We start from the raw sequence: 12,372 nt of genomic DNA on the forward strand, positions 1-12,372 counted from the left end.
GGACAACGCCATGAAGCAACGACCAGGCAAACTCAAACAAGGCTGTGCAGCAGGTCTGCTCTGCAGCGGCCTATTGCTTGGCGCGCTGCAGCTGGCGGCGCCCTGGGTGCAAGCGGCGCCGGCGCTCGAGGGCGACAAGACGACGACCAGGGCACTCAAGGCAACCAGCAACTACACGGTGACCAGCGTACCCGTCGAGCAGCTGCATCTGGATGAGCCCACGCTGCCCGATCTCAGCGGCTACACCGCGGCCGCCGTGGAGGCCAAGATCGAGCGCAAGCCCGGCGGCAAGGTGGTGGTGCGGCGCATGCTGCGGCAGGACGCGCTGAAGGACTTCATCGGCGGCAACGAACGCCTGCGTGAATGGATCAAGCGGCAGAACGGCATGCCCCATGCGATCTTCATCGAGGGCGGCTATGTCACCCCGCAGGACATCGCCAAGGCCCTGCCGGACAGCCAATTCAGCGAGGTCGAGCCGGGTGTTTACCTGGCGCGCCTGCCGATCGTCGTGGCCCAGGGCGCGACTCTGCACGTGGGCAAGGACACCGAGGAACTGCGCCTGTCCCAGGAGCGCGGCAGCTTTATGGTCAACGATGGCCAGCTGTTCTTCACCGACACCAAACTCACCGGCTGGCGCGAGGCAGACGACGGCCCGGCCAGCTTGCGCGATGGCAACGGTAACGAGTTCCGCCCGTTTCTAGTGTCCTGGGGCGGCAGCGAGCTGTATATCTCGGGCAGCGTATTCACCAGCCTGGGCTACAGCAACAGCAAGTCCTATGGCGTCAGCATCACCCAGTACACCCCCGGCATGCAGGCCCGCCTCAAGCGTGCGGAACCGACCGGCTGGCTGATCGACTCGGAGTTCGTCGACCACTGGTACGGCTTCTACTGCTATGAAGCCGCGAACGTGGTGATCAAGGGCAATACCTACCGCGACAACATCGTCTACGGCATCGACCCGCATGACCGTTCCCACGGCCTGATCATCGCCGAGAACACCGTGCACGGGACCAAGAAGAAGCACGGCATCATCATTTCCCGCGAGGTCGATGACAGCTGGATCATCAACAACAAGAGCTACGACAACAAGCAATCGGGCATCGTCCTCGACCGTAACAGCGTGCGCAACCTGGTGGCCTACAACGAGGTGTACCAGAACCACAGCGACGGCATCACCATCTACGAGAGCTCGGACAACCTGCTGTGGGGCAACAAGGTGTTGAACAACGCCCGCCACGGCATCCGTCTGCGCAACAGCACCAATATTCGCCTGTACGAGAACATCTCGGCGGCCAATGGACTGACCGGCATATACGGCCACATCAAGGATCTCTCCGACACCGACCGCGACCTCGGGCTCGACCCCTTCGACACCGAAGTGTCGCTGATCCTGGTCGGCGGCAAGCTCGCCGCCAACGGCTCCAGCCCCCTGAACATCGACTCGCCGCTGTCCGTGGAGTTGTACCGCGTGGACATGCTCGCGCCGAGCAAGAGTACCGGCATCAGCTTCTCCGGCATCCTCGGTGAACGCCAGGATGAAATTCTCGACATGCTGGTGCGACGCAAGCTGGCCGTTCTCATCGACCCGGTCGAGAACCAGGCCGACCTGCACAACTAATTTGAGGCAGTTTCTATGAAAGTGCGTGATAGCAAATGGATTGGCCTCTGCCCTCTGGCGGCGGCGATCTGCCTGGCCGCCTCGGGGCTGCAGGCTGAAGAACAGGCCAAGGCTCCGCTATACCAGGTGGAGGACTGCTGCTCCCTGTGCCCGGCGGCCCATGACGCCAGCCGGTACACCACCAATTACATGAAGAACTTCACCACCCTGATCGATGCGCAGGACGCCTGGCTGTTCCGCACCCAGGAAGACCTGCGCACCGAGTTCGGCACCACCGCCGAGGGTTACCGCATGCTCAAGCAGCTGAGCGATGCCTTCAAGAGCCGGGGCGTGGAGCTGGTGGTGGTCTATCAACCGACCCGTGGCCTGGTCAACCGCAGCAAGCTCAAGCCTGAAGACCAGGGCCGTTTCGACTACGACCTGGCGCTGCGCAACTATCGCCAGGCCCTGGCCCGCTTCGAGGAGATCGGCCTCAGGGTACCCGACCTCTCGCCGCTGACCGACGAGCAGGAAGAGCAGCCCTTCTATTTCCGCCGCGACCAGCACTGGACCCCCTACGGCGCCGATCGCACGGCGCGTCTGGTGGCCGAAACGGTCAAGCGCATCCCCGCTTTCGAGGAGATCCCGCAGAAGGAGTTCGTCAGCCAGCGCATCGGCCTGATGGGCAAGACCGGCACCATGCAGAAGGTGGCGACCCAGCTCTGCGGCACCGTCTATGCCCCCCAGTACGTCGATCAGTTCGCCACCGAGCCCAAGGACGAGAGCGGCAGCGACGAACTCTTCGGCGACAGCGCGACCCCGCAGATCACCCTGGTGGGCACCAGCCACAGCGGCCCGAACTACAACTTCGGCGGCTTTCTCGAACAGCACATTGGCGCCGACGTGCTCAACGTCGCCTTTGCCGGCGGCGGCCTGGAAGGCTCGATGCTGGAATACCTGGGCAGCGATGAGTTCCAGAAAAGCCCGCCGAAGGTGCTGATCTGGGAATTCTCGCCGCTCTATGACCTGGCCTCGGACAAGATCCACCGGCAGATGATGGCCATGCTGGGCAACGGCTGCGAGGGCAAGGAGGTCCTGCTCTCGAGCAAGACCAAGCTGCACCCGGGTGCCAACGAGGTGCTGGTCAACGGCGAGGGGCAACTGCTGACCCTGCCGAGCAAGCGCCACCAGGTGGACATCCGCTTCAGCGATCCCTCGGTAAAAACCCTCGAGGCCACCCTTTGGTATCTCACCGGACGCCGCGAAAAGGTCAAGCTCGAGAAGCCCAACACCGACGACACCGACGGCCGTTTCGCCTTTGAAATGCGCGATGAAAGCGACTGGGCCGACCTGAACTTCTTCGCCCTGGAAATCATGGCGCCAGCGGGCACCGGCGAGCCGCTCGAGGTGGAGGTGCAGATTTGCAAGCGCAACGACTTCTCCAGCCCGGCGAAGCTCACCGCACAAGCTGCAACCGACTCCTGAGGTACCTATGCTGATACGCAAACTGACCCTGCCCTGCCTGTTCGGCGCCATGCTCCTGGCCTCCGCCAGCCATGCCGCCCTGCGCCCGCCGCAGGGCTATTACGCGCCGGTGGAAACCCGCAAGGGCGAGCCGAAAGCCTGCCCCAGCGTACCCACGCCTTACACCGGCACGCTGAAATTCACCAGCAAATACAAGGGCTCGGACAAGGCCCGCGCGACGCTGAACGAAAAAGCGGAAAAGGCCTTTCGCAAGCAGACCGCTGGCATCACCCGCCTGGAAAAGGACTTCAACAAGCAGGTCATGCACTACCTGCGCGACGGCCAACCGGAGCAGCTGGCGTGTGCCATGAACTGGCTGAGCAGCTGGGCCGAAGCCGATGCACTGCTCTCCACCGACTACAACCATACCGGCAAGTCGATGCGCAAATGGGCGCTGGGCAGCATGGCCGGCGCCTACCTGCAGCTGAAATTCTCCGAATCCAAGCCGCTGGCCGCCTACCCGCAGCAAGTCCAGGTGATCGAGTCCTGGTTCGCCAAACTGGCCGACCAGGCGGTGAAAGACTGGAGCGACCTGCCGCTGAAAAAGATCAACAACCACTCCTACTGGACCGCCTGGTCGGTGATGGCGGCTGCCGTGGCGCTCGACCGCCGCGACCTGTTCGACTGGTCCGTCGAGCAGTTCCGCGTGGCCGCCAACCAGGTCGATGAAGACGGCTTCCTGCCCAATGAAATCAAGCGCAAGCACCGGGCGCTGGCCTACCACAACTATGCCCTGCCGCCGCTGGCGATGATCGCCAGCTTCGCCCAGGCCAACGCCGTGGATCTGCGTCCGGAAAACCAGGGCGCGCTCAAGCGCCTGGCCGAACGGGTACTGGACGGGGTGAATGACCCAGACGACTTCGCCAGCAAAACCGGCGAAAAACAGGACATGGAAGACCTGAAAAAGGACAACAAATACTCCTGGCTGGCGCCCTATTGCACGCTTTATGCCTGCCCGGCCGACACCGAGGAGCTCAAGCAGGATATGGGCCCGTTCAAGACCTTCCGCCTCGGCGGCAACGTGACCCGGGTGTTCGAGCCGCAGAAACCGGACAGCGACAGCTGATTACATGGAAGGGTTGAGCCAAGCAATGCCCACAGCTGCGGCGCTGTGACGAGAACGTCGATGGGTATCGCTTCGCTCAACCCATCCTAGCAATAGCGGCAACCTGCAAGTCTGTATACGAACGCTGAAACAGCCTCCCGCGTGCGGGGGGAAAGGGGGGCTTGCGAGCCTCTGAAGAGTGGTTATTCAACGGAGATCTACGGATGGTCTTTTCATCCAACGTATTCCTGTTCCTGTTCCTGCCGATCTTTCTCGGCCTGTATTACTTGAGCAGCAATCGCTATCGCAACCTGCTGATCCTCATCGGCAGCTACGCCTTCTACGCCTGGTGGCGAGTGGATTTCCTCCTGCTGTTCGTCGCGGTCACCCTGTGGAACTACGGTTTCGGCCTGCGCATCCATCGCGCCGGAATACGCAGCAAGGCGGCGCAACGCTGGGTGATCTGGGGCGTAGCCGGCAACCTGGCGACCCTGGGTTACTTCAAGTACGCCAACTTCGGGGTGGAGAACATCAACAAGGTGCTGGAAGGCGCCGGCTTCGAGCCGTTCCTGCTGACCCATGTGATCCTGCCGATCGGCATCTCCTTCTATATTTTCCAGTCGCTCAGCTACCTGATCGACGTGTACCGCGGCGACACCAAACCCACGGAAAACCTGATCAATTTCGCTGCCTTCATCGCCCTGTTCCCGCAACTGATTGCCGGGCCGGTGCTGCGCTACAAGGATCTCGCGGACCAGTTCACCGACCGCACCCACAGCCTCGACAAGTTCTCCGAAGGCGCCACCCGCTTCATGCAGGGCTTCGTCAAGAAGGTGTTCATCGCCGACAGCCTGGCACCGCTGGTCGACCACCTCTTTGCCCTGCAAGACCCCAGCACCGGCGACGCCTGGCTGGGCATGATCGCCTACACCGCGCAGCTGTATTTCGACTTCTCCGGCTACAGCGACATGGCCATCGGCCTGGGTCTGATGATGGGTTTCCGCTTTATGGAAAACTTCAACCAGCCCTATATCAGCCAGTCGATCACCGAGTTCTGGCGGCGCTGGCACATCAGCCTGTCGACCTGGCTGCGCGACTACCTGTACGTGCCGCTGGGCGGCAACCGCAAGGGCACCTTCAACACCTACCGCAACCTGTTTCTGACCATGCTGCTCGGTGGCCTGTGGCACGGCGCCAACTGGACCTTCCTGATCTGGGGTGCCTGGCACGGCATGTGGCTGACGATCGAACGCCTGTTCGGGGTGAACGCCGCGCCCAAGGTGATCAATCCGCTGAAGTGGCTGCTGACCTTCTTCCTGGTGATGCTCGGCTGGGTGATCTTCCGCGCCGAGAACCTGGACATCGCCTGGCGCATGTACAGCGCCATGTTCAGCCCGGCGATCTTCAGCAGCCAGGGCTGGCAGCTCAGCGAACTGGGCAGCGCCAGCATCAGCGACCTGCAAGTCGCCACCCTGGTACTGGCCTATGCGGTCATGGCCTTTTGCGGCTTGCGCCAGTTCTACCGCCACAAGGCGCCGGATGCCCGCGCCGATGGGCCGGCGACCGACCTGTCGCGCATGGTCAAGGCCGTGCCTGGCGATGAGCAGGGACTGGTGGTCGGCAGCGGCGGCGTGCTGGTGCAACAAGCCACCTGGAGCGCCGCCATGCCGCGCTACCTGGTACGTGGCGCGTTGCTGCTGCTGTTCTGCGCCTCGCTGTTGAAGCTCTCGGCGCAGAGCTACTCCCCCTTTCTTTATTTCCAATTCTGAATGAGGCCGAGCATGACGCGTCCATTACGCAAACTCTACGTCGCCCTGTTCCTCGGCGTGCTGACCCTGCTGCTGCTCTGGTCCATGCGCGGAATCCTGAGTTACCAGGCCCCCAACCAGTTCAGCGTGCTCGACGGCAACCTGGCGACGAACTTCGAGAGCCATTACGACAAGCAATTCCCGATCAAGCAGATCGGCACCAACCTCTGGGCCGCGCTGGATTATGTGCTGTTCAACGAAGGCCGCCCCGGCGTGGTGATCGGCAAACACGACTGGCTGTACTCGGATGAAGAGTTCAACCCGGTAGCCGGTGGCCAACAGCACCAGCGCGACAACCTGGCGCTGATCCAGGGCGTGCGTGACCAACTGGCGCAACGCAATGTGCTGTTGCTGCTGGCGATAGTGCCGGCCAAGTCGCGCCTGTACCCGGAGCACGTCGGCGACAACCGTATCAGCAGCCAGCGCGTGGATCTCTATCAGCGCTTCCACAGCAAGGTGCGCAGCGCCGACATCGCCGCGCCGGACTTGCTCGCCAGCCTGCAGGCCGAGAAGAGCAGCGGTCAGCTGTTTCTGCGCACCGACACCCACTGGACACCACTGGGCGCGGACCTGGTCGCGCGCCAACTGGGTGAGACCGTAAAGCGCTCGCTCGCCCTGAACGGCGAACCCCAGGAGTTCGTCACCGAGGCAACCAAACAGAAACCACTGCTGGGTGACCTGACCAGCTTCCTGCCACTGGCGCCGCTGTTCGAGCAGCTGATGCCCGAACCCGACCAGTTGCAGCAGTACCAGACCCGTCTGGCGGACGAGGCCGGCGGCAGCGATGCGCTGTTCGCCGACAGCGACATCCCGGTGGCGCTGGTCGGCACCAGTTACAGCGCCAACCCCAACTGGAATTTTGCCGGCGCCCTGCGCCAACACCTGCAACGCGACCTGAGCAACCACGCCGAAGACGGCCAGGGACCGGTAGTACCGATGCTCAAGTACCTGCAAAGCGACGAGTTTGCCGACGCCCCGCCGCAGTTGGTGATCTGGGAATTCCCCGAACGCTACCTGCCGATGGCCAACGACCTCGGCGACTTCGATCCGGACTGGATCGCCGAACTGAAAAGCAACAGCAGCAAGCAACGCCTGGCCAGCCGCAACAGCCATTGAATCGGCCCTGCGCTGGCGAGGCTTCACCCGAACATGATCGACAGATCACTTTGTTAAATCACAACTTTGTTAAATCACATGGAGCACTACCCATGAACAGACAAACCAAATGCAGCTGGATGTCCTACGCCTGTGCCCTCGCCCTGAGCGTCGGCGCCCTCCATGCCCAGGCCGGCGACGGCGCCCTCTATGCACCGAGCGCGCCCAAGGGATCGGCCTTCGTGCGCGCCTACAACGCCGGCAACAGCGAGCTCAGCGTCAGCGTCGGCAACACCGAGCTCAGTGACATCGCCCCGCTGGGCTCCAGCGACTTCAGCTATCTCCCGGCCGGCAGCTACAGCGCCAAGGTCGGCAGCAGCACCCTGCCGGTGAAACTCGACGCCAACCGCTACTACACCCTGGTCGACCAACCGGGTAGCGAACCCAAGCTGGTGTCGGAAGCCGCATTCACCAACAAGCAGAAGGCCATGCTGCGGGTGCAGAACCTGTCCGACAGCACCCTGAGTCTGAAGACCGCCGACGGCAAGGCCGCGGTGGTCGAGAAAGTCGCCCCGGATGGCAACGGCGAGCGCGAGGTCAACCCGGTCAAGATCAGCCTGGCGCTGTTCGATGGCGACAAGAAGATCAGCGACCTCAAGCCCGTAGCCCTGGCCCGCGGCGAGGTGGTCAGCCTGTACATCACCGGCAAGGGCAGCCAGCTCTCGCCGGTGTGGGTCAAGCGCCCAGCCAAGGACGAGTAAACACCCGAACAACAGCCAAGATCGGCAATAGACCGACATGCAAATAGCGCCTTCATGAGGAGGCGTATTGGAGTGATGCCCCCAGTGCTGTTCGTTCAGCCTGGGTAACTGGGCAACCCCCGCCAGCGGGCGGGACACGTCCAACCAAATGCATAAACGCTTTAGGAGTACCAACATGATTCCAGTAATTCTTTCCGGTGGCAGCGGCTCGCGTCTTTGGCCCCTCTCGCGCAAGCAGTTCCCCAAGCAGTTTCTCGCCCTCACCGGCGAAGACACCCTGTTCCAGCAAACCATCAAGCGCCTGGCCTTCGACGGCATGCAGGCGCCGCTGCTGGTATGCAACAAGGAACACCGCTTTATCGTCCAGGAACAACTGCACAGCCAGCAGTTGGCCACCCAGGCGATCCTGCTCGAACCCTTCGGCCGCAACACCGCGCCAGCGGTGGCCATCGCCGCCATGAAGCTGCTCGCCGAAGGCCGCGACGAACTGTTGCTGGTCCTCCCCGCCGACCACGTGCTCGAGGACCAGCAGGCATTCGAGGACGCCCTGATGCTGGCCAGAAAAGCCGCAGAAAGTGGCGAAATGGTGCTGTTCGGTATCCCCGCTGTGCGTCCGGAAACCGGCTATGGCTACATCAAGTCGGTAGCCGACGCGGCGTTGCCTGAAGGCGTGATTCGCGTGCAGTCTTTCGTCGAGAAACCCGATGAAGCCCGCGCCCGTGAATTCGTCGCCTCGGGTGACTACTTCTGGAACAGCGGCATGTTCCTGTTCCGCGCCAGCCGCTACCTGGAAGAGCTGAAGAAACACGACGCCGACATCTACGACACCTGCCTGCTGGCGCTGGAACGTAGCGAAGTCGAGGATGACGTCATCAATATCGACGCCGCCACCTTCGAGTGCTGCCCGGACAATTCCATCGACTACTCGGTGATGGAAAAGACCACCCGCGCCTGCGTGGTGCCGCTCAATGCCGGCTGGAACGACGTCGGTAGCTGGTCGTCGATCTGGGACGTGCACGAGAAGGACCGCCACGGCAACGTCACCAAAGGCGATGTCATGGTGCACAACAGCCGCAATTGCCTGGTGCACGGCAACGGCAAGCTGGTCTCAGTGATCGGCCTGGACGACATCGTGGTGGTGGAAACCAAGGACGCCATGATGATCGCCCACCGCGACCACGTGCAGGACGTCAAGACCGTGGTCAACCAACTCAACGAGCAAGGCCGCAGCGAAACCCAGAACCATTGCGAGGTCTATCGGCCGTGGGGCTCCTACGACTCGGTGGACATGGGCGGTCGCTTCCAAGTCAAGCATATCTCGGTCAAGCCGGGTGCCACCCTGTCCTTGCAGATGCACCACCATCGCGCCGAACACTGGATCGTGGTCTCCGGCACCGCCGAGGTGACCTGCGGCGACAATGTGTTCCTGCTCACCGAAAACCAGTCCACCTACATTCCGATGACCGCGGTGCACCGCCTGAGCAACCCCGGCAAGATCCCCCTGGAAATCATCGAGGTGCAATCGGGCAGCTACCTCGGTGAAGACGACATCGAACGCCTGGAAGATGTCTACGGCCGCAGTGAGTCAACCCCGCTGAGCATCGTCGCCAACTGAGTCGACTTTTAACCCGCAGCAAACAGACGCCGGCCCTTGCTACAGCAAGGGCCGGCGTTGCTTTTTCCGGCCTGAGCCAGCACGGCGCATATCGCCCCGGCCTTGTGTAGGATAGGGTCCTGTGTTCTCCACCAAGGCCCCCCTATGTTATTCGGCGCGATACTGGTTCTGAGCTGGCTGGTCCTGCTGATCCGCTACCCGAGCAAAGCCCTGCCTATCTCCCTCGCCGCACTGATCGGCCTGGGCCTGGTGGCCAGCTGGGTGCTCTGGCAGGAAAGCCGCGAGACGCGCCACCTGGCGCACCTGCAGCTACGCCTGGTCTACGACCCGCAAGGCTGCCCGGCCAATCGCCCGCTGGCCCTGACCCTGAAGAACGGCAGCAGCGCCGCGCTGCTCGAACTGCGCTGGCAGATCGCCGCCTACCGCCCCGGCGACAGTGCCAACCTCGCCGAACGCCTCTACGAATCGCCCCGCTACAGCGGCCCCGGCGAACTGCTGCCCGGCGCCACCTGGCAAGACTGCCTGCCCCTGCCGACCCTGCGCAGCGGCTACCGCGCCAGCACCCTGGAATTCCGTGCCGAACGCCTGCAAGGCAGTTTCAGTCGCTGAAAAACTACCTGCGTTGGCAATACTGCGTTAAAAACAGGCTCGGCAAGCCGCTTGCGGCTAACGCGCTTCAGCGCGGCCCGCAGGGCGAGCGAAGCGAGTAATGCTAATTTACAGCAGTAAACTCCGCTTCCTCGCCTGTTTTCGCCTTGTCTTGCCTGCCTCGCCTACGTTTTTTAGCGGCCCCTAATACTTATAACAACGAGGATGCCCGCATGACCCAGCCCACCGTCCTGATCACTGGATGCTCCAGCGGCATCGGCCGCGCCCTGGCCGACGTCTTCCAACAGGCCGGCTATCAGGTGTGGGCCACGGCCCGCAAAGAGGCCGACCTCGCCACCCTCGGCGCGGCCGGTTTTACCGCGGTGCAACTGGACGTCAACGACGGCCTGGGCCTGGGCCAACTGGCCGAACGCATGCAGGCGGAGGTCGGCGGCCTGGACGTACTGATTAACAACGCCGGTTACGGTGCCATGGGGCCGCTGCTCGATGGCGGCGTCGAGGCCATGCGCCGGCAGTTCGAGACCAATGTGTTCGCCATCGTCGGCGTGACCCGGGCGTTCTTTCCACTGCTACGGCGCAACAAGGGCCTGGTGGTGAATATCGGCAGCGTCTCCGGAATTCTGGTTACGCCCTTCGCCGGCGCCTACTGCGCCTCGAAAGCGGCGGTGCATGCCCTCTGCGATGCCCTGCGCCTGGAGCTGGCGCCCTTCGCCATCGAGGTGATGGAGGTGCAGCCCGGTGCCATTGCCTCCAGTTTCGGCGCCAATGCCAGTCAGCAGGCCGAGCAGTTAATCGATGAGGCCTCGCCCTGGTGGCCGCTGCGCGAGGGAATTCGCGCCCGTGCCCGCGCCTCCCAGGACAACCCCACCCCCGCCAGCCACTTCGCCCGCAACCTGCTCGCCGCCGTGCAACGCGACAAGCGCCCACGCCTGTTGCGCCTGGGCAATGGCAGCTGCGTCCTGCCGCTGATGGCGGCGCTGTTGCCGAAAAGCCTGCTCGAGGCTGTACTGAAAAAACGCTTCGTGCTGAACCGGAGCCTCTGAATGCCACCCTCGACCGATCTGACCCCAAGCCCTGTCGCTGTGCCCGTGGCCCGCCTGGCTCTGGCGGGCGTGGCGGCGGTGATCGTGCTCAATCTGCTCCTGCGCACCTTCGTCAGACTCGGCGGCCTGCTGACGACCCTGCTGATCGCCGCCTCGGTCGCCGCCGCCATGGCCCTCTGGTTTGCCGCTCGCCAGCGCCGCGCACCACTGCCCAGCGAACGGCGGCACCTGGTCTGGCTCTATGGCGGCGTCCTGGCGCTGCTCTATCTCGGCCTGCTGGCCATGATGGCGCTCAAGGACGAGCCCAGCCCGATGGGCATGCTGATCTTCGCCCTGCACTACCTGTGCTACCCGCTGTTCGCCCAACTACTGTTCTCCGCGCGGATCTTCCCGCGACGGCGCTAGGCGCCTGTCGAGCGATGTGGACAACCACGGCGGAGCCCGCACCGCGCTCCAGCTTCTATGCTGACTAGAGTTCCCATCAGCCGCTCAATAGGCCATCGCGTATGCGCATCGCGCTGCTGCTCCTCAGCCTGGTCCTGTTCGGCTGCGCCAGCGCGCCGGCCCCGTCGGCGCTGCAGCACACGGGCGGCGAGTGGCGGACCCTGTATGTGGTGAATCACGGCCTGCATACCGGGCTGGTGATCGACCGCGCCGATCTGCTCGAGGTCCTGCCTGGCCTGGCCGAGGCGTTCGGCGGGGGCGACTTCATTGAACTCGGCTGGGGCGACGAGGATTACTACCGCGCCGCACAACCCACTTTCGGCATGGCTGTACAGGCCTTGTTCTGGCCAACCGCCAGCGCGTTGCATGTGCTCAGGATCGACGGCGACCCCAGACAGGTCTTCGCCGGCCGCGAACTCATCGGAATCCGGGTGGCCGAGGACGGCTACCGGCGACTGCTCGGGTTCGTCGCCGCCCGTTTCGCCCGCTCGAGCGCAGGCGCTCTCTCCGAACTCGGCCCTGGCCAGTTTGACGACAGCCGCTTCTACCGGGCCGAGGGCCGTTACTCCATGCTCTACACCTGCAATACCTGGGTCGCCGAGGCGCTGGCCATCAGCGGCTGCCCGCTGGCGTTCGCCTCGGCGGCGACCGCGGGCCAGGTGATGAGTCGCCTGCGCCAGGCGACAACGGCTGGCGCAGCTTGCCTGGCCCGCCCCCTGAGGTCATAGCCAATTACTTTAAGCCTGTTCCAAATGGCCATAAGCGCGCGCCCACCCTCGACTATCGTCACAGTATCCTCCTCTTGCGCAGGGTCGCTGTGCCCCCGCACCA

At 63.4% G+C, this 12,372-nt stretch carries 11 protein-coding genes; all 11 read left to right on the forward strand.

The annotated features are described in order from the left end of the window. Positions 1-10: 10 nt before the first annotated feature. The 11 genes from algG to R3355_RS06950 all read left to right on the forward strand — a co-directional run bounded on the left by algG (position 11) and on the right by R3355_RS06950 (position 12,269). Positions 11-1,618 (forward strand): mannuronan 5-epimerase AlgG, encoded by a 1,608-nt coding sequence (gene algG, locus R3355_RS06900; RefSeq protein ID WP_318960607.1) that lies wholly within the window; start codon positions 11-13, stop codon positions 1,616-1,618. Positions 1,619-1,633: 15 nt separating this feature from the next. Then, on the forward strand, positions 1,634-3,082 hold the full coding sequence (locus R3355_RS06905) for an alginate O-acetyltransferase (RefSeq protein WP_318960608.1): 1,449 nt from the start codon (positions 1,634-1,636) through the stop codon (positions 3,080-3,082). A 7-nt stretch (positions 3,083-3,089) separates the two neighbouring features. Then, positions 3,090-4,187 (forward strand): mannuronate-specific alginate lyase, encoded by a 1,098-nt coding sequence (locus R3355_RS06910; protein ID WP_318960609.1) that lies wholly within the window; start codon positions 3,090-3,092, stop codon positions 4,185-4,187. A gap of 203 nt (positions 4,188-4,390) precedes the next feature. Beyond that, positions 4,391-5,935 carry an MBOAT family protein gene (locus tag R3355_RS06915; protein ID WP_318960610.1) on the forward strand — a complete coding sequence of 515 codons (1,545 nt, stop codon included), beginning with the start codon at positions 4,391-4,393 and terminating at the stop codon, positions 5,933-5,935. Positions 5,936-5,947: 12 nt separating this feature from the next. Then, complete coding sequence (locus R3355_RS06920) at positions 5,948-7,090, forward strand: alginate O-acetyltransferase (RefSeq protein WP_318960611.1); 1,143 nt, start codon at positions 5,948-5,950, stop codon at positions 7,088-7,090. A gap of 92 nt (positions 7,091-7,182) precedes the next feature. After that, complete coding sequence (locus R3355_RS06925) at positions 7,183-7,830, forward strand: alginate O-acetyltransferase AlgF (RefSeq protein ID WP_318960612.1); 648 nt, start codon at positions 7,183-7,185, stop codon at positions 7,828-7,830. Positions 7,831-8,005: 175 nt separating this feature from the next. Continuing rightward, complete coding sequence (locus R3355_RS06930; RefSeq protein ID WP_318960613.1) at positions 8,006-9,445, forward strand: mannose-1-phosphate guanylyltransferase/mannose-6-phosphate isomerase; 1,440 nt, start codon at positions 8,006-8,008, stop codon at positions 9,443-9,445. 144 nt (positions 9,446-9,589) lie between these two features. Then, a complete protein-coding gene (locus R3355_RS06935; protein WP_318960614.1) occupies positions 9,590-10,054 on the forward strand; it encodes a multidrug transporter in 465 nt (154 codons plus the stop codon). Positions 10,055-10,266: 212 nt separating this feature from the next. Next, positions 10,267-11,097, forward strand: coding sequence for an SDR family oxidoreductase (locus tag R3355_RS06940; RefSeq protein ID WP_318960615.1), 831 nt, complete (start codon positions 10,267-10,269; stop codon positions 11,095-11,097). Further along, positions 11,098-11,502, forward strand: a complete 405-nt coding sequence (locus tag R3355_RS06945; protein ID WP_318960616.1) for a hypothetical protein — start codon at positions 11,098-11,100, stop codon at positions 11,500-11,502. 101 nt (positions 11,503-11,603) lie between these two features. Then, positions 11,604-12,269, forward strand: coding sequence for a DUF2459 domain-containing protein (locus R3355_RS06950; RefSeq protein ID WP_318960617.1), 666 nt, complete (start codon positions 11,604-11,606; stop codon positions 12,267-12,269). Positions 12,270-12,372 lie beyond the last annotated feature (103 nt).

This window comes from Pseudomonas sp. (assembly GCF_033723075.1).
Classification (GTDB): domain Bacteria; phylum Pseudomonadota; class Gammaproteobacteria; order Pseudomonadales; family Pseudomonadaceae; genus Aquipseudomonas.